This window comes from Parageobacillus caldoxylosilyticus, assembly GCF_019272935.1.
GTDB classification, from domain to species: Bacteria; Bacillota; Bacilli; order Bacillales; family Anoxybacillaceae; genus Saccharococcus; species Saccharococcus caldoxylosilyticus.
Genome location: NZ_CP040553.1, coordinates 481,197 through 499,359, shown reverse-complemented (window position 1 = coordinate 499,359; position 18,163 = coordinate 481,197). Strand labels below are relative to the sequence as shown.

Annotated in this window: 19 protein-coding genes and 1 pseudogene; 17 read left to right on the top strand and 3 right to left on the bottom strand. The window is 44.3% G+C overall.

What is annotated here, in order from left to right:
* The first annotated feature begins 5 nt into the window (after nucleotides 1–5).
* Nucleotides 6–1,341 (top strand): annotated as a pseudogene (gene glnA / locus BV455_RS02535) (type I glutamate--ammonia ligase).
* A 92-nt stretch (nucleotides 1,342–1,433) separates the two neighbouring features.
* On the opposite strand, the gene lexA reads toward glnA, so the two are convergent.
* Nucleotides 1,434–2,057: a transcriptional repressor LexA gene (gene lexA, locus BV455_RS02530; RefSeq protein WP_017435024.1), complete on the bottom strand. Its 624-nt coding sequence runs from the start codon at nucleotides 2,055–2,057 to the stop codon at nucleotides 1,434–1,436.
* Nucleotides 2,058–2,208: 151 nt separating this feature from the next.
* On the opposite strand from lexA, the gene yneA reads away from it, so the two are divergent.
* The 8 genes from yneA to BV455_RS02490 all read left to right on the top strand — a co-directional run bounded on the left by yneA (nucleotide 2,209) and on the right by BV455_RS02490 (nucleotide 10,291).
* Entirely contained in the window at nucleotides 2,209–2,514 is a 306-nt protein-coding gene (yneA, locus tag BV455_RS02525; RefSeq protein ID WP_017435023.1) for a cell division suppressor protein YneA, read from the top strand.
* A 22-nt stretch (nucleotides 2,515–2,536) separates the two neighbouring features.
* The gene (locus BV455_RS02520) at nucleotides 2,537–3,196 is read left to right on the top strand and encodes a YneB family resolvase-like protein (protein WP_042410817.1); all 660 of its coding nucleotides are present in this window, start codon (nucleotides 2,537–2,539) and stop codon (nucleotides 3,194–3,196) included.
* Between the two features lie 173 nt (nucleotides 3,197–3,369).
* Nucleotides 3,370–3,600 (top strand): DUF896 domain-containing protein, encoded by a 231-nt coding sequence (locus tag BV455_RS02515; protein WP_017435021.1) that lies wholly within the window; start codon nucleotides 3,370–3,372, stop codon nucleotides 3,598–3,600.
* Between the two features lie 134 nt (nucleotides 3,601–3,734).
* Complete coding sequence (gene tkt / locus BV455_RS02510; RefSeq protein WP_017435020.1) at nucleotides 3,735–5,741, top strand: transketolase; 2,007 nt, start codon at nucleotides 3,735–3,737, stop codon at nucleotides 5,739–5,741.
* A 156-nt stretch (nucleotides 5,742–5,897) separates the two neighbouring features.
* On the top strand, nucleotides 5,898–6,335 hold the full coding sequence (gene sirA, locus BV455_RS02505; RefSeq protein WP_017435019.1) for a sporulation inhibitor of replication protein SirA: 438 nt from the start codon (nucleotides 5,898–5,900) through the stop codon (nucleotides 6,333–6,335).
* An 87-nt stretch (nucleotides 6,336–6,422) separates the two neighbouring features.
* Nucleotides 6,423–6,635 (top strand): YneF family protein, encoded by a 213-nt coding sequence (locus BV455_RS02500; RefSeq protein WP_017435018.1) that lies wholly within the window; start codon nucleotides 6,423–6,425, stop codon nucleotides 6,633–6,635.
* Between the two features lie 120 nt (nucleotides 6,636–6,755).
* Nucleotides 6,756–8,510 (top strand): ABC transporter transmembrane domain-containing protein, encoded by a 1,755-nt coding sequence (locus BV455_RS02495; RefSeq protein WP_218687731.1) that lies wholly within the window; start codon nucleotides 6,756–6,758, stop codon nucleotides 8,508–8,510.
* The gene (locus tag BV455_RS02490; RefSeq protein WP_061580168.1) at nucleotides 8,507–10,291 is read left to right on the top strand and encodes an ABC transporter ATP-binding protein; all 1,785 of its coding nucleotides are present in this window, start codon (nucleotides 8,507–8,509) and stop codon (nucleotides 10,289–10,291) included. Before BV455_RS02495 ends, BV455_RS02490 begins: the two co-directional genes overlap by 4 nt.
* 26 nt (nucleotides 10,292–10,317) lie before the next feature.
* Here BV455_RS02490 and BV455_RS02485 read toward each other — a convergent pair whose 3' ends face one another.
* Nucleotides 10,318–10,491, bottom strand: a complete 174-nt coding sequence (locus BV455_RS02485) for an aspartyl-phosphate phosphatase Spo0E family protein (RefSeq protein WP_017435015.1) — start codon at nucleotides 10,489–10,491, stop codon at nucleotides 10,318–10,320.
* Between the two features lie 180 nt (nucleotides 10,492–10,671).
* Between BV455_RS02485 and BV455_RS02480 the strand changes: the two genes are divergently transcribed.
* From BV455_RS02480 to BV455_RS02470, 3 genes are all read left to right on the top strand, one after another.
* Nucleotides 10,672–11,379, top strand: a complete 708-nt coding sequence (locus BV455_RS02480) for a cytochrome c biogenesis CcdA family protein (RefSeq protein ID WP_042412050.1) — start codon at nucleotides 10,672–10,674, stop codon at nucleotides 11,377–11,379.
* A 30-nt stretch (nucleotides 11,380–11,409) separates the two neighbouring features.
* Nucleotides 11,410–11,766 carry a response regulator gene (locus BV455_RS02475; RefSeq protein WP_218687730.1) on the top strand — a complete coding sequence of 119 codons (357 nt, stop codon included), beginning with the start codon at nucleotides 11,410–11,412 and terminating at the stop codon, nucleotides 11,764–11,766.
* A gap of 85 nt (nucleotides 11,767–11,851) precedes the next feature.
* A complete protein-coding gene (locus tag BV455_RS02470; RefSeq protein ID WP_061580187.1) occupies nucleotides 11,852–12,334 on the top strand; it encodes a CcdC family protein in 483 nt (160 codons plus the stop codon).
* A 78-nt stretch (nucleotides 12,335–12,412) separates the two neighbouring features.
* Here BV455_RS02470 and BV455_RS02465 read toward each other — a convergent pair whose 3' ends face one another.
* Nucleotides 12,413–12,847, bottom strand: a complete 435-nt coding sequence (locus tag BV455_RS02465) for a DUF2621 domain-containing protein (protein WP_061580166.1) — start codon at nucleotides 12,845–12,847, stop codon at nucleotides 12,413–12,415.
* 257 nt (nucleotides 12,848–13,104) lie between these two features.
* Between BV455_RS02465 and BV455_RS02460 the strand changes: the two genes are divergently transcribed.
* The 5 genes from BV455_RS02460 (at nucleotide 13,105) to BV455_RS02440 (ending at nucleotide 18,155) form a co-directional block, all read left to right on the top strand.
* The gene (locus BV455_RS02460) at nucleotides 13,105–13,773 is read left to right on the top strand and encodes a cell wall hydrolase (protein WP_218687729.1); all 669 of its coding nucleotides are present in this window, start codon (nucleotides 13,105–13,107) and stop codon (nucleotides 13,771–13,773) included.
* A gap of 565 nt (nucleotides 13,774–14,338) precedes the next feature.
* The gene (locus BV455_RS02455; RefSeq protein ID WP_017435008.1) at nucleotides 14,339–14,647 is read left to right on the top strand and encodes a PTS sugar transporter subunit IIB; all 309 of its coding nucleotides are present in this window, start codon (nucleotides 14,339–14,341) and stop codon (nucleotides 14,645–14,647) included.
* Between the two features lie 14 nt (nucleotides 14,648–14,661).
* Complete coding sequence (locus BV455_RS02450; RefSeq protein WP_218687728.1) at nucleotides 14,662–16,098, top strand: glycoside hydrolase family 1 protein; 1,437 nt, start codon at nucleotides 14,662–14,664, stop codon at nucleotides 16,096–16,098.
* Between the two features lie 205 nt (nucleotides 16,099–16,303).
* Complete coding sequence (celB, locus tag BV455_RS02445) at nucleotides 16,304–17,626, top strand: PTS cellobiose transporter subunit IIC (RefSeq protein WP_042412163.1); 1,323 nt, start codon at nucleotides 16,304–16,306, stop codon at nucleotides 17,624–17,626.
* 226 nt (nucleotides 17,627–17,852) lie between these two features.
* Nucleotides 17,853–18,155 carry a PTS sugar transporter subunit IIB gene (locus BV455_RS02440; RefSeq protein WP_218687727.1) on the top strand — a complete coding sequence of 101 codons (303 nt, stop codon included), beginning with the start codon at nucleotides 17,853–17,855 and terminating at the stop codon, nucleotides 18,153–18,155.
* Nucleotides 18,156–18,163 lie beyond the last annotated feature (8 nt).

The window sequence follows — 18,163 nt, the reverse complement described above, 5'->3', positions numbered from 1 at the left end:
TCAAAATGGCAAAATACACAAGAGAAGACATTATGCGCATCGTCAAGGAAGAAAACGTCAAGTATATCCGCCTGCAATTTACCGATATTCTTGGCACGATTAAAAACGTCGAAATTCCAATCAGCCAGCTAGAGAAAGCGCTAGACAATAAAATGATGTTCGATGGTTCTTCGATTGAAGGATTTGTCCGCATCGAAGAATCGGATATGTATTTATACCCTGATTTGGATACGTTTGTCATTTTCCCGTGGACGGCGGAAAAAGGAAAAGTAGCCCGCTTTATTTGCGACATTTATAATGCAGACGGCACACCGTTTGAAGGATGTCCGCGCTATAACTTAAAGCGGGTGTTAAAAGAAATGGAAGCGCTCGGCTTTACTTCGTTCAACCTGGGCGCGGAGCCGGAGTTTTTCCTATTTTAAATTAGATGAAAATGGGCGCCCTACGTTGGAATTAAATGACCAAGGCGGCTATTTCGATTTAGCGCCGACGGACTTAGGGGAAAACTGCCGGCGCGATATCGTGCTTGAGCTTGAGGAAATGGGATTTGAAATTGAAGCTTCCCACCATGAAGTGGCGCCTGGCCAGCATGAAATTGATTTCAAATACGCCCATGCGGTGAAAGCGTGCGACGACATTCAAACATTTAAGCTCGTTGTCAAAACGATCGCCCGTAAACACGGCCTTCACGCCACATTTATGCCAAAACCGATCTTCGGCATTAACGGGTCTGGGATGCATTGCAATCTATCCTTGTTTAGAAATAATGAAAATGCGTTTTTTGATCCAAATGCGGATTTGCAATTAAGCGAAACAGCGCTGCAATTTATTGCCGGCGTGCTGAAACACGCACCAAACTTTACGGCGGTAACGAACCCGACTGTCAACTCCTACAAACGTCTCGTTCCTGGCTATGAAGCGCCATGTTATGTAGCCTGGTCCGCCCGCAACCGCAGCCCGCTCATCCGCATCCCAGCTTCACGCGGCATGAGCACGCGCATTGAGGTGCGCAGCGTCGACCCGGCAGCCAATCCGTATTTGGCGATGGCCGTATTATTAGCAGCGGGCTTAGATGGAATCAAAAACAAGCTGACTCCACCGGCTCCGGTCGACCGCAACATTTACGTCATGACGAAAGAAGAGCGCTTAGAAGAAGGAATCGTCGACCTGCCAGCGACATTGGCGGAAGCGCTCGAAAACTTAAAGTCGGATGAAGTCATTGTGCAAGCGCTCGGAAAACATTTATTCGAACATTTCGTCGAAGCGAAAGAAATCGAATGGGATATGTTCCGCACCGCGGTCCATCAGTGGGAACGCGATCAATATATGGAACTGTATTAAAAACGAAGAGGCTGTCTCATGCGGATGAGACAGCCTTTTTATCATGCGTTCAAGCAGAGAACTCTCCATCTGGCTTCGTTTTCTATTCTATTTCAATGAATAATGCGATAGACGCCGATCACTTTGCCGAGAATGGTGCAATTGCGGACGATAATTGGCTCTAAATTCGAATTTTCCGGCTGCAGGCGAATATGGTCTTTTTCTTTAAAAAAGCGCTTGACGGTTGCCTCATTGTCCTCGGTCATCGCCACGACGATATCCCCATTATCGGCGGAAGACTGCTGGCGCACAATCACGTAGTCGCCATCCAAAATCCCGGCCTCAATCATGCTGTCGCCCATCACTTCCAGCATAAAAACTTGATCTTCTGCAGAAACGAGCCGTTTTGGCAGCGGAAAATAATCTTCGATGTTTTCAATCGCGGTAATTGGCTGTCCGGCCGTCACTTTTCCGATCATAGGCACAGAGACGACATCTTCTTTTTCCTTCGACGCGGTGAAATCGGGATCCAATATTTCAATCGCGCGCGGTTTCGTTGGGTCGCGGCGAATATATCCTTTGCTTTCGAGCCGCGCTAGATGCCCATGGACGGTAGAGCTCGAAGCAAGTCCGACCGCTTCGCCAATTTCCCGGACAGAAGGAGGATATCCTTTTGTTTTTACCTCTTTTTTAATGAAATCTAAAATTTGCTGCTGCCGTTTTGATAGTTTCGTCATCCTATACACCTCTTGCCACATCATTTGCTTACATTATAACACGGTGATAGGGAAAAAACAAACATAAGTTCGAGATTTATATTGACACAAACAAATGTTCTTTATTATAATGAGAACAAAACCGAACAAACATTCTCAAGAGGTGGGAAATATGAAGCGGATGATGGTGCATTATCTCCTCTTTTCTTCGTTGCTGTTTATGGTGATTGGGGCGCTGTTTTACGCAAACAAACCGGTGGAAAAAGATCAATATATGGAAATCACCGTTGCTTCTGGAGACACGCTTTGGAAACTGGCGAAAGAATATGAAGATCAACATCGGCTTTCCACCGAGGAATTCATCAACTGGGTTGTCGACGTTAACCACCTATCCGGCCAGCGGATTATTGCCGGTGAAAAAATTGTCATTCCTGTGTTAAAATCAGAGGAAGATAGACAGCTGGCTGTCAACCAATAATATGAAAAGAGGATGGTATCGCATGAAAGCGATTATTTACTGCCGCGTCAGCACCGAAAAAGAAGAGCAGGAAACGTCGCTCGAACGGCAGAAGGAAGAGCTTGAACAGCTTGCGAAGAAGCACGGCTTTGAAGTAGCGAAAGTGATTATGGAGCAGGCGAGCGGCTATGAAGTGGACAGAGAAGGCGTGTTTGAGCTGTTTTCAGCATTAAAAGAACAAGAGATTGATGCCCTTTTAGTTCAAGATGAAACAAGGCTGGGGCGCGGCCATGCGCGAATAGCCCTGCTTCATTGCATCCAAAAAGAAGGGGTAAAAATATATACCATCGCCCATAACGGTGAAATGCAGCTGTCGGAAGCGGATGAGATGGTGCTGAACATTATTAGCATTGTTGAAGAATATCAACGGAAAATACATAATTTAAAAATTAAGCGCGGGATGAAGCGGGCGGTGGAGCGAGGCTACCGTCCCGAACGAAATTTAAAACATATGGGGGAAAACGCCGGACGGGAACGAATAGAGCTTCCTGTCGAAGAAATCGTCCGCTTGCGCCACAGCGGTTTGACGTTTGCCGAAATCGCCGCCACGTTGCGCGGCTTTGGCTATCACGTATCAAAAGCGACCGTCCATCGCCGCTATCGGGAATATGTCGATGAGCATGCTTCGCCGCATAAAAGATAGCTTTGCCCTGTTGCGGGCGGAACGATATATGCGGCTATTACCTCTTTCATTTTGCCATATAGTGCAGGCGCCTTTTGCAGCTTGCGGACGAAAAAGCAGGACCGTTGCAATTTTTCTTTTTGTCCTATAAGATGGGAGCGTAACAACAATAGGAAACGTAGGTGGAGGCAGTCATGTTATCGAAACAAAAAATCGCACGAATTAATGAATTGGCGAAAAAGGCAAAAACGGCTGGTTTGACGGCAGACGAAGCGTTGGAACAGCAGCAGCTTCGCCAAGAATATATTCAGGTGTTTCGTGAAACGATGGTTCATATGCTTCATTCGGTCACGGTCATCGACCCTAACGGCAATGATGTCACGCCGAAAAAGTTAAAAGAAAGCCAAAAGAAGCGGATGAATTAATATTGTTGGAAAAAGAAAGCATGCTATAAAAAGATGCTTTCTTTTTCTGTTTTATGCGCCACTTAATATTGTACATCTGGAGCAATTTTCTATATGATAGAATTGAAACTATGTTGATGAAAGGATGGAAAGATATGCCGCATACGATCGAGGAACTAGCGATTACAACGATCCGTACTTTGTCCATCGACGCGATCGAAAAGGCAAAATCCGGGCATCCGGGAATGCCGATGGGCGCCGCCCCGATGGCGTATACGCTGTGGACGAAATTTATGAATCATAATCCGAGCAACCCGAAATGGTTTAACCGCGACCGTTTTGTTTTATCGGCGGGCCATGGCTCGATGCTGCTATACAGCTTGCTTCATTTAAGCGGTTACGACGTTTCTATGGAAGATATTCAACAATTCCGCCAATGGGGCAGTAAAACGCCGGGACATCCGGAATACGGACATACGCCGGGAGTGGAAGCAACGACTGGTCCGCTTGGCCAAGGGATTGCAATGGCCGTTGGCATGGCGATGGCGGAGCGTCATTTGGCAGCTACATATAACCGCGAAGGTTTTGAAATTGTTAACCACTACACATATGCAATTTGCGGCGACGGCGATCTAATGGAAGGGGTCGCTTCCGAAGCAGCGTCATTAGCGGGGCATTTAAAACTTGGCCGCTTGATTGTTCTGTACGATTCGAACGATATTTCGCTTGATGGTGAATTACGTCTTTCCTTCTCCGAAAATGTACAGCAGCGCTTTCAAGCATATGGCTGGCAATATTTGCGCGTCGAAGACGGCAATGATATCGAAGAAATTGCAAAAGCGCTGGAAGAAGCGAAAGCAGATACAACCCGTCCGACGCTGATTGAAGTGAAAACGACGATCGGTTACGGCGCGCCAAATAAAGCAGGAACTTCCAATGTGCACGGCGCACCGCTTGGAGCCGAAGAGGCAAAACTGACAAAAGAAGCATATCAATGGACCTTTGCCGAAGATTTTTATGTGCCGCAAGAAGTATACGACCATTTCCGCGAAGTGGTCAAGGAAGCAGGCGAGAAAAAAGAAGCGGAATGGAATGAGCTGTTTGCTGCGTATGAGAAAGCATATCCGGATTTAGCGAACCAATTGAAATTGGCGATCAATGGCGAACTTCCAGAAGAATGGGAAAAATCGCTTCCAGTGTATGAAGAAGGGAAAAGCTTGGCAACGCGCGCCGCTTCCGGGGAAGTGATCAACGCGATTGCAAAAGCGGTTCCGCAACTATTTGGCGGTTCGGCTGACTTGGCTAGCTCCAACAAAACATTAATGAAAGGCGCGGGCAACTTTTTGCCGGAAAGCTATGACGGCCGCAACATTTGGTTTGGTGTGCGCGAATTTGCGATGGGCGCGGCTTTAAACGGAATGGCGCTGCACGGCGGTCTGAAAGTATTCGGCGGTACGTTCTTTGTGTTCTCCGATTACTTGCGTCCTGCCATCCGCCTCGCTGCCTTAATGGGCTTGCCGGTTACGTACGTGCTGACGCATGACAGCATTGCCGTCGGCGAAGATGGCCCGACGCACGAGCCGGTCGAGCATTTGGCGTCATTAAGAGCAATGCCGAATTTATCGGTCATTCGTCCGGCTGACGCGAATGAAACGGCGGCGGCATGGCGGCTGGCGCTGGAAGCAACCGATCATCCTACCGCACTGGTATTGACGCGGCAAAACGTGCCGACGCTGCCGAATACGGCAGAGCGGGCGTATGAAGGCGTGAAAAAAGGGGCATATGTGGTAGCGGAGGCGAAAAACGGCCAGCCGGAAGCGCTGCTGCTCGCATCCGGATCGGAAGTAAGCCTTGCCGTCAAAGCGCAAGCAGCACTGGCCGAAGAAGGCATTCACGTTTCCGTCATCAGCATGCCTTCCTGGGATCGCTTTGAAAAGCAGTCTGCCGATTATAAAGAACAAGTGCTGCCGCGCGCGGTGAAAAAACGGTTGGCGATCGAAATGGCCGCGTCGCTCGGCTGGGAGCGCTACGTCGGCGAGGAAGGTGATATTTTAGCGATTGACCGCTTCGGCGCTTCGGCACCAGGGGAGAAAATTATGGAAGAGTACGGATTTACGGTCGAGAATGTCGTAAAACGGGTCAAAGCATTGCTTGGCAAATAGCAAAAGAAAGCTGTCTTCGCCTTTGGGACGGAGACAGCTTTTGTTATGCAAAAAATCGACAATGTTAGTGGAAAAATTTTTCGTTAATAGACATATTTTTCTCTTTTGTTTTTTTATAATAGAAATAAACGAATAAATAGAAACGGGGGATGGGAAATGGTGCGCTATTGGATTTATTTGCTAAATGAAGAGGTGGCAAGCTATTACCGCGATCGTACGGAAAAGATTGTCGAACTATTGCGTGAGCACCAAGTCGCAAAAGCGCCGCTAAAAAGCATTTGCCGAAAACAAGTCGAATTTATTACCGAACGGTTATCGTTTTCCCGATTGGAATTAGGATTGAAACAATATTTTGCCGGCAGCGTCGGCAAAAATTTAGAGCGTAATATGTTTATATTGAAAAATGAAATCGGGGATGAAGCACTGCTTATCGTGCAAAAGCGACGCCTGCTTCTTGTCACTGACAGTCCATCAGCCGCTGACGACATTTGCCACGCGCTTGCGCAAGTTTCCCCTTCTTTTTTAGCGGTCGACGCCGATTTTGGTGACTACGGTTGGCTGACTCAACTAGCGGACAGAAGAAAATTTGCGTAAATAAAAGATTTTTGTCAGGAAATATTGTATAATACCACATGGTTTAGTACACTGTTAGATAGACAACATGAAGGAGGAAATAGCTGTATGTTGACAACGATTCTCGTTGGCATTCTAGCGCTTATTGCCGGAACGGCGCTAGGATTTTTCATTGCCCGCAAAACGATGATGAACTATTTAAAGAAAAATCCGCCAATTAATGAGCAAATGATCCGCATGATGATGATGCAAATGGGGATGACGCCATCACAGAAGAAAATCAACCAGATGATGAAAATGATGAACAATCATCTTAAATAAACATTAGACAGGCACTCGATCGGGAGTGTCTTTTTATTTTGGAAAAATGATCTTTTGGAATTTTCCTATTTTTGCTACAATAATATAGCGACTTCGATGAGAAGGATGGGAGAGGTTGGAATGACAGTCTTTCGCGATTTATTCTGGTTTTTCCGCCAGGAGAAAAAAGCTTATCTTACAGGGATTTTTATTCTTATTGTCGTAGCGTTTTTAGAAACGATTCCGCCGAAAGTAATCGGAATCGTCATCGATCATATTAAGGAAGGAACGATGGCAAAAACGGTGCTTGTCCGCTGGATGGCCGTTTTGCTGTCTGTAGCGGTTGTGTTGTATATATTGCGCTATTGGTGGCGGATTTTAATTTTTGGTTCTGCAGTGAAACTGGCGCGCCAGCTTCGCAACGAGCTGTATGCCCACTTTACGAAAATGTCGCCGTCTTTTTATCAGCGGAAACGAATCGGCGATTTAATGGCGCATGCGACCAATGATTTGCAGGCGATCCAGCAGACGGCGGGAAGCGGAATTTTGACGCTTGTCGACTCCTTGACGCTCGGCAGCTTCGTGCTGGCGACGATGGCGCTGACCATCAGCTGGAAATTAACGATCATCAGTTTGCTGCCAATGCCGATCATGGCGGTTGCCACAAGCCGTTACGGGACGATTTTGCATAAGCGCTTTTTAAAGGCGCAAGAAGCGTTTTCCTCTTTAAACGATAAAGTGCAAGAGAGCATCAGCGGCATTCGTGTCATTAAATCGTTTGGCTATGAACAAGAGGACGTCGAATCGTTTCGCAAGCAGTCGGAAGAGGTGGTTGTGAAAAACGTGGCGGTTGCGAAAATCGACGCCTTGTTTGACCCGACGATTTCATTGATCGTTGGCATTTCGTTTTTTTTAGCAGTTACGTTCGGAGCCAAAATGGTCATTGCGGGAGAATTAACGATCGGGGAGCTTGTGTCGTTTACGACATATCTCGGTCTGCTCATATGGCCGATGCTGGCGTTTGGCTGGCTGTTTAACATTGTCGAGCGCGGGCGGGCCTCCTACGACCGCATCCGTGCGCTTCTTGCCGAGAAAGAAGAAATTCAAGAGGCGGAAAACGCGATTACTGCGCCTCCGACCGGCGATATCGTTTATGACATTCGACAATTTACCTATCCAAATGAATCCCGTCCCTCCTTGGAAAATATCCGTTTTTGTCTGCGGCGCGGCCAAACGCTTGGCATTGTTGGAAAAACAGGGGCGGGGAAAACGACGCTGCTGAAGCTGTTGCTGCGCGAATTTGACCAGTATGAAGGAGAAATCCGCTTTGGCGGCCACGAAATTAGCGAATATACATTAGATGCGCTGCGTGCGGCGATCGGCTACGTGCCGCAAGACCATTTTCTGTTTTCGGCAACGGTAAGGGAAAATATTGCATTTGCCAAGCCGGAAGCGAGCGAAGAAGAAGTGGTGAAGGCGGCGAAGCTGGCCAATATCCATGGCGATATTATGCAGTTTGCTGATGGCTACGACACGATTGTCGGCGAAAGAGGCGTTTCCCTCTCGGGCGGCCAAAAGCAACGAATCTCGATCGCCCGTGCGCTGCTAATGAATCCGGAAGTGCTTATTTTGGATGATTCGCTGTCGGCGGTGGATGCCAAGACGGAGGAACGGATTTTATCCGCTTTAAAAGAAAAACGTGCCGGAAAAACGACGATCATTACCGCCCACCGTTTGAGCGCAATTCAGCACGCCGACTTGATTGTTGTGCTCGATGGGGGACGGATTGTGCAAATGGGAACGCATGAACAATTGATGCGAGAACGCGGATGGTATCGTGACATGTACGAGCGGCAACAGCTCGAATCGTTAGTCGAACAGGGAGGAGAAATATGAACGATAAACCGTTAACCCCAAAAGAACAACGGCAAGTGTTATGGAGACTGCTTGCTTATATGCGCCGGTACAGGAAAGACACGGCGCTCGCCTTTGCCCTGCTGGTGCTTGCGACCGCAGGGGAGCTTGTCGGGCCGTATTTAGTCAAAATATTTATCGACGACTATTTAACGCCGCGGCGCTTGGATTTTGCTCCATTGCTTTGGCTGGCGGCGATCTATACCGCTGTGCTGCTCTTGAAAACGGTGATTTCTTACTTTCAGCTCGTCAAGTTTCAAAAGCTGGCGCTTGAAGTGATTCAAGCGCTGCGGATGGACGTGTTTACAAAAGTGCATCAGCTTGGCATGAGCTATTTTGACCGTACGCCGGGCGGAAGCATTGTTTCGCGCGTGACAAATGACACGGAAGCGATCAAAGACATGTTCATCAGCGTCCTTGCTGCTTTTATTCAAAACGGCGTATTTGTCATCGGCGTATTTATCGCCATGTTTTCGCTCAACGTGCGCCTCGCTCTTTATTGTTTGTTTATTTTGCCGGTCATTATTTGGATTATGAAATTATATCGTCATTATAGTTCGATTTTTTATAAAGACATGCGCGAGCGCCTCAGCGAGTTGAACGCAAAATTAAACGAGTCGCTGCAAGGAATGGCGATCATTCAAGTGTTCCGCCAGCAAAAACGTCTTTACCAAGAATTTGCGCAAATCAACGACAAACATTATGCAGCAGGCATGAAAAACATTAAAATCGACGGACTATTATTGCGTCCGGCGATCGATTTCGTCTATATTGCATCGATTATCGTTGTGTTAAGCTTTTTCGGCATTTCCGCGCAAGAAAGCCCGGTGGAAATCGGGGTGCTGTACGCGTTTGTCAACTATTTGGAGCGCTTTTTCGAACCGGTGACGCAAATGATGATGCGCCTGTCGCTGTACCAGCAGGCGATTGTTTCCGGCGCACGCGTCTTTGCCCTTTTGGATCATGAAGAATTGGCGCCGCAAAACGCGGAAACATCCAAGGCTGTCATTCAAGAAGGAAAAATTGAGTTTCGCGATGTCAGTTTTTCCTATGACGGAAAACGTGATGTGCTGAAACATATTTCCTTTATCGTCAAACCGGGAGAAACGGTCGCCCTTGTCGGGCATACCGGGAGCGGAAAAAGTTCGATTATTAATTTGTTAATGCGCTTTTACGAATTTGACCGCGGCGATATTCTCATTGACGGCATATCGATTCGCGATTATTCGCGCGAGGAGCTGCGCAAACATATCGGCCTTGTGCTGCAGGACCCGTTTCTCTTTTATGGAACGATTAAAGACAACATCCGTATGTACAACCATTCATTAACCGATGAGCAAATCGTCAAAGCCGCCCGTTATGTGCAGGCGGATACGTTTATTGAAAAGCTGCCGGACAAATACGACCATCAAGTGGTGGAAAGAGGGGCTACTTTCTCAAGCGGACAGCGGCAGCTAGTCTCTTTTGCGCGCACGATCGCGGCAAATCCGAAAATATTGGTGCTGGACGAAGCAACGGCCAATATTGATACAGAAACGGAAGGAGCAATTCAAGAGGCGCTTGCAAAAATGCGGAAAGGACGGACGACGATTGCGATTGCCCACCGTCTGTCCACGATCCAAGACGCCGACCAAATTCTCGTGCTCCATCGCGGCGAAATTGTCGAACGGGGGACGCACCAAGAGCTGCTGGCGCAAAAAGGGCTGTATTATAAAATGTATTTATTGCAAAATGGCCTAGTAGATGCACAAGAGTACGTATAAAAAGAAAAAGCGCTGTTCCCGCTTGATTATTGGGCAGCGCTTTTTTGCTTGCGCTTCTGTCGGTTATAAGCGTTCAGAAGCGAATCCAGTTCTTTGCTTATTTGAATGGCGGCGGCCGAGTTCAATCCGTTTTTCGCGACAATTTCTACAAGTTCCATCCGTTTTTGCTCAATTAATGTTAAAATTTCGTTTTTAATCACGGAAAAACAGTTCCTTTCATGATCCAAAATTTATTGTAGGTGATTGTATTGTATACTATTTTGCAAGTTAATGCAAAAAGAGAAAATAGAAATATACCCATGATGCTAGGCAAATACGTTACTAATAAGCCTATTTTTGCTACAATAAAAATAAAAAATGGGTAGGGGTTGAATAAAACAATGACAGATGTCAATGTATTTTTGGCGTTTGGCGCCGGCTTTTTATCGTTTATCTCTCCGTGCTGCCTGCCTTTGTATCCGGCGTTTTTATCCTATATTACCGGTGTATCGGTAAGTGAGCTGAAAACAGAGAAAGGGATGATGCAGCGGCGCAGTTTATTACATACGCTGTTTTTCCTCCTTGGTTTTTCGCTCATTTTTATTTCGATCGGCTTTGGCACTTCGCTGGTCGGTCGATGGTTTAGCGAATATCAGGATTTCATCCGGCAAATCGGCGCCATTCTTATTGTGATTTTCGGACTAATGATTGTCGGAATATGGAAGCCGTCCTTTTTAATGAAAGACCGCCGTCTTTCCTTTCAAGAACGCCCTTCCGGCTTCATCGGCTCGCTCGTCATTGGCATGGCGTTTGCAGCGGGATGGACGCCGTGCACCGGCCCAATTTTAGTATCGGTCATTGCGCTGGCAGCGACCAATCCTGGATCGGGAATGCTGTATATGCTCGCTTATTCGCTAGGCTTTGCCGTGCCGTTTTTTATCCTTTCTTTCTTTATTGGAAAAATGCAATGGATTCGCAGCCATAGTGAAAAAATGGTGAAAGTCGGCGGATATGTGATGATTGCGATGGGAGTCATCCTCTTTTTCGATTGGATGACGAAAATTATTGCGTACACGACAAGCATTTTTGGAGGATTTACCGGCTTCTAAATTGGTTGGTTAGGGGGAATTGCGGATACTATGGCAAGGATTCTTATTGTGGATGATGCGAAGTTTATGAGAATTACCTTGGCAAAAATTTTGCAAAAAGCAAATCATACGATCATCGGCGAAGCGGAAAACGGAAAAGAGGCAGTGGAGTTATATCAGAGTTTACATCCAGACGTTGTCATCCTTGATATTACCATGCCGGTGATGAATGGGATTGAGGCGGTGCGCGCGATCAAGCAAGTGGATCGAAACGCGAAAATCATTATCTGTTCGGCCATAGGGCAGCAGCGCATGGTCGTCGAGGCGATTGAGGCCGGCGCGGCTGACTTTATTGTAAAGCCGTTTGAAGAAAACCGCGTGCTTGAGGCAATCAACCGTCTGCTATAACCATATAGATATATGCACAATTTGTGGGTTTTTGCTATAATAACATTATCTATTATCATAAACTTGAAAGAAGAGGATGATGCGTTTGGCTATCATAACATCGCTCATTGCGGTATTCATGGCATTTTTTATATTCTTCGTGCGCATGAAAGCATCGCAAAAACCGACAAACGCGAAAAAGATTATTTTGCCGCCGATATTTATGAGCACTGGCGCGCTTATGTTTTTGGACCCTGTATTCCGCGTGACGAAAGGCGAGCTGATCGAGGCGATTGTGCTCGGAGCGTTTTTTTCCATTTTTCTTATTAAAACGTCGAAATTTGAAATTAGAGATGGCGAAATTTATTTGAAACGCTCGAAAGCATTTGCGCTTATTTTAGTCGGCTTGATCCTCATTCGCCTCGCATTGAAATCCTATTTGGGCCGCACGATCGATTACCGCCAGTTAAGCGGCATGTTTTATTTGCTTGCTTTTTCGATGATCGTGCCATGGCGCATCGCCATGTATATTTCCTATAAAAAACTAGCGCGGCGCCTCAAATATCAGCCGCCGATTTTAACGACATAAATGCGTAAAAAGCGGGGAAGAATCCCCGCTTTTTATTATTTCAGACAGCCGCTTCACGGACATGCCAGCATGTTTCGCCTATTTGCTTTGCAGCAAATGCTCGTAAGGAGCAATATTAATTTGTTTTTCTTTTAACGTACGGATTAAAAACTTATGGTCGCGTTTTGGGGTGGCGATGATATAGCCGCGGATAATTAAATCTTTTGTGATTCGGGAGGCGTTTTCCTCTAGCGCCAGCTCCCCGATTTTTCCGGCGATTTTTTGCCGGGCGACATCGCGAAACAGCTCAGGAACCGGCTTGACGAGCTCTTCCAAAAGCGCCTTCTCTTCTTCTCCCCATAAATGCCGCGTCTGTTCAATATAATATTCCTGCCAGTCTAATTCCGATTTTCCGTCTTCTTTCGGCAGCCGCTTTAAAAATTTACGAAACATAAAAAAGCCGCCGATCGACATCGTGACAAGCAAAAATACGCTCCAAAACAAAATAAACCAAAGAAACCAGCCTGTCAGCATCCTTCCCACCTCATCGAATTTCAATCTATCAACCATTATTGCGAAAAAAGCGGGTTTTGGCAAGATTAGCCCGTTTTTACGTTCTGTTACCAAAATGTAATGCAAATGTAAAGAAACGCCGCAATCCTCTATGTATCAATGGGTGAGCGATTGTCATCGTAGTGAAATGGAAATGTAAACCAGTGATATGTATCTATAAAAATGGTACTCTATTACACGCAGACGACAAACCAAAAAGAAACTATGAGGGGAATAGGATGATGAAAAAAATTCTTGCAACACTCGTAGTAGTTTGCTTTATGGTCGTCGGCTTTACCTCTCATTCGACAGATGCGGCAACAACTTATACATACTATAAGGTGAAGAAAGACGACTCCTTTTACAAACTTGCTAAAACATATAAAACAACCATTTCTGCGTTAAAATCTTTAAATCATCGAAAAAGCGATGTTCTTGTTGCAGGCGAAACAATCAAAGTTCCGCGGCTGGCCAAAACTCATGCTGTGAAGCAAGCAGCGGAGCCTGTCGCAAAAAAGCCGAAATTTTCTATTCGTGCAGAAGAACGAAAACTAATGGCACAGCTTGTCCACGCGGAAACCGGCTTTAGCGAGCCGTTTGCCGGAAAGGTGGAAGTTGCGCTCGTTATTTTAAACCGCGTGAAACATCCTGGCTTTCCAAACAGCATTAAAGGCGTTATTTACCAAAAAACAAAATCGGGCTATGCGTTTGCTCCTGTAAAAACAGGAAAACTAACACGCATTCAGCCAACAAAACAAGATTATGCTGCGGTAGATAAAGCACTATCGCTATTCCCGAACGACCGCCGCGGTTCGCTCTACTTTTATAATCCAAAAATCACAAAAGATAAATGGATGCTGTCAAGACCAGTCACGATCCGCATCGGACATCATGTGTTCGCAAAATAAGCGAGGATATCCCCTGCGAAAAAGGGGATATCCTCTTTTTTGCATGAAAACAGCCAGCAGTCCAAACGTTGTTATACGTGGGGCTGCGGCTGCTTTGGTAAAAACAAGTATTTTCCTCTTTCTGTCTCGTAACATAGTTATAGGGGAAAGCACGTCATGAAGCGGATCGACCTGATCTATGAAAAATTAAAAGAATGGACAGCAGGGGAAAATCGGTGGGTCAGCGCGAAGAAATTGGCTTCTCGACCGCGCCAATATGTTAAATATGTTAACTAAACTTAAAACTATGTATCAAATGCTGGAACTAGAGAGAGCATACAATATTCATACATTAGATGATGAACTGTGTTATGTAACTGAGTTTTTTGACTACTATAAACAAAAACAATAACACACAACCGTATCTTTTGTTAATACAATTGTAATCGCTTTCTATAAAACGATTTTTATGTATATAACACACTAAAATAACCATCTTAATTTCATGGACTTTTCCTATTTTGACACGAATATGAATATTGCATCAAAAATATAATGAAAACAAAAAAAGGAGGAGTTAGAAAATATGAATATTTTATTAGTTTGTGCAGCCGGAATGTCAACCAGTTTGCTTGTCACTAAAATGCAACAAGCTGCTAAGGAAAAAGGGATTGATGCGAATATCTGGGCAGTTTCTATTGATGAAGCAAAAGCACACATTGGCAAGGCAGATGTGCTTTTGCTTGGTCCGCAAGTACGTTACAAATTGGCAGAGTTTAAAAAAGAGGGGGAAGCGTACGGTATTCCGGTCGATGTAATTAATCCAGTTGACTATGGAATGGTCAACGGTAAAAAAGTACTTGAATTTGCTTTAAGTTTTAATAGTAAGAAATAATGGGGTGTTATGAGATGGAAAGTCAGAAAACATTAGCTCGAGATGAAAAAACAAATAAAAAGGTGAAATATGAGTTTCCAAAAGATTTTTGGTGGGGCAGCGCGTCTTCTGCACCGCAAATGGAAGGCGCTTCTAGAGAAGACGGCAAGGGAATGAGTATCTGGGATTATTGGTATGAAAAAGAGCCTGAACGTTTTTTTAATGGTATTGGTCCAGACATTGCGACTGATTTTTATCATCGATATAAAGAAGATGTTCGAATGATGAAAGAAATTGGACATAATTCATTTAGAACTTCGATTTCTTGGTCAAGATTAATACCTAATGGTGTAGGAAAAATTAACAGCAAAGCAGTAGATTTTTATAATGATATGATCGATGAATTGATTGCTAACGGAATTGAACCGTTTATTAATTTGTTTCATTTTGACATGCCGCTTGAATTGCAGAAAATAGGCGGTTGGGAAAATCGAGAAGTGGTCGACGCTTATGTAGAATACGCTAAAACATGTTTTGAATTGTTTGGTGATAAAGTAAAAATATGGTTTACATATAATGAACCAATCGTACCAGCCGAGGCAGGATATTTATATGGAGTTCATTATCCTAATATTGTTGATTTCAAGAGAGCGATTCAGGTTGCTTATAATACCATTGTTGCACAAGCCAAAGCTATTAAAGTGTTTAAAGAACTTCAAATTAAAAACGGTAAAATTGGCGTCATTTTAAACTTATCGCCTGTTTATCCAAGAAGTAATCATCCAGCTGATGTGAAAGCTGCCAAAATTGCTGATTTATTCTTTAATAGAAGCTTTTTAGATCCTTCAGTAAAGGGAAAATTTCCTCGCGAACTAGTAGATTTGTTGAGAGAATACAATCTTTTGCCATATACGGAAGAGGAAGATAAAGAACTTATTGGGGATAATAAAGTTGATATTCTTGGCGTCAATTATTATCAGCCAAAAAGGGTAAAAGCGAAAGAGCATTTGCCAAATCCTTATTCGCCTATTATGCCTGAGTGGTTTTTTGACTATTATGAAATGCCTGGTAGACGCATGAACATTTATCGCGGATGGGAGATTTATGAGAAAGGAATATATGATCTCCTAAAAAGACTCAAAGATGAATACGGAAATATTACGTGCTTTGTATCTGAGAATGGAATGGGTGTGCAAGATGAAGAAAGATTTTTACAAAACGGAATAATCCAAGATGATTATAGAATCGAGTTTATTAAAGGTCATTTGAAGTGGATTCATAAGGCAATCATGGAAGGATGCAATGTGAAAGGATATCATTTATGGACTTTTATTGATAATTGGTCGTGGACAAACGCTTATAAAAACCGTTATGGATTTATCTCGTTGGATTTGAAAACGCGTAATCGAACAATGAAAAAAAGCGCGTATTGGATGAAAGAAGTTTCGAAAAATAATGGCTTTAATGATTGATTCGATGAAAAGCTGAAGATGAGCTTTTCTGTACCGAACACTAAAGGGGCGTGTCCGTTCACTTGCCACGTTATAGCAAAGCGGGGGATGATCAGGATTATTTCTACAATCGGATAACCCAAACCATTTGTCGTCCATGAAAATCGGAGAAATTCGCAGAAAAACGTGGGGAATCGAATCATTTTATGGGGGAGGGAACAAAAGGATGAATCAATTCATGAGATTTCTAGAAGAAAAGTTTATGCCGATTGCTGCGAAGGTCGGGGAGCAGAGGCATCTTCAAGCCATCAGGGATGGAATTATAATGACAGTACCGTTAGTTATGATCGGTTCCTTATTTTTGATTCTCGGTTTTTTACCAATTAAAGGGTATGAATCGTTTATGGCAAATATATTCGGCGACTCCTGGCAAAGCAATCTTCTTTATCCGGTTGGAGTAACGTTTGACTTGCTTGCCATCTTTATTGCTTTTGGCGTCGCATACCGTCTTGCTGAAAGATATCAGTTAGATCCATTATCGATAGCGATAATTTCAGTTGCGTGTTTTATGCTAGTTACACCTTATAAAATTTCGTTTACTCCAGAAGGGGCGGACAAAACATATGAAGTGACTGGTATTCCTCTTGCGTTAACAGGAAGTAAAGGAATGTTTGTGGCCATTATTATTGCGATTCTTACAACAGAAATTTATCGATTTGTTGTGAAAAGAAATATAGTTATTAAAATGCCAGATGGCGTTCCGCCGTCAGTTGCTAAATCGTTTGCTGCGCTGCTTCCGGGCTTTGCGGTTATATTAACTGTTTGGTTGTTAAGACTGTTGCTTCAAGTAACGCCGTTTGAAAACATGCATAATATTGTTTCAACGCTATTAGGTAAACCACTCTCATTGCTCGGTGGTTCATTAGCAGGAGCAATTATTGCGGTTATGGTCGCTCAAATGCTGTGGGTAACTGGTATTCATGGGCAAGCAATAGTATGGGGAATTATGTCTCCAATTTGGTTAGCCCTTGTAGACGAGAATAGAATTGCCTTTACTTCTGGAAAGGAAATTCCGAATATTGTAAATGTTCAGTTTATGGATATCTTTTATTCCATAGGAGGATCTGGTACAACACTTGGATTAGCACTTTTACTTGTTTTAAAATCACGTAGTCAGCAATTAAAGCAACTTGGCAGGCTAGCTATTGCTCCGGGGCTTTTTAACATAAACGAACCAATTATTTTCGGATTGCCAATGGTGATGAACCCAATAATGATGATACCATTTATTCTTGTTCCTGTTGTCATTGTCAGTGTATCATACTTTGCAATGGATTTAGGTTTAGTCGCGAAAACGGCTGGGGTAATGGTACCGTGGACTACTCCGGTTGGAATTGGAGGATTCCTTGCTACTGGAGGCAAGATTTCAGGGGCTATATTGCAATTATTTAATGTGGCTTTATCAGCGGCTCTTTATTATCCGTTCTTTAGAATTTGGGACAACCAAAAATATAAAGAAGAACATCAAATGAAAAAAGAAGTTAGTTAAGATGAACTGTGTTATATGATGGAGTTTTTCCATTACGGCAGCGAAAGAAATAACACACAAACGTAAATTTCCACTCCATTTTACAACTTGTTTGTAAGCGTTACCAAAACACACTCTAGCTATCTTTAACATACTGATGCTGTCGGCTTGTTTTCCCAAGTTTTTCTACATTGACACGAATATTGCGTATGTAATCGGTGACAGCAAAAAAAGGAGGAATGAGAAAATGAATATTTTACTTATCTGTGCGGCAGGAATGTCGACCAGCTTATTGGTGACGAAAATGCAGCAAGCCGCGAAAGAAAAAGGGCTTGATGCAAACATTTGGGCCGTATCCGCCGATGAGGCAAAGGATCATCTAGACCAGGCGGATGTCGTGCTGCTTGGGCCACAAATTCGTTATAAGCTGTCGCATTTTAAAAAAGAAGGAGAGGCGCGCGGGATACCGGTTGATGTAATTAATCCTGCCGACTATGGGCGTGTCAATGGCGCTGGTGTGCTGGATTTTGCTTTGCGACTAAAACGATAAGAGGGGGC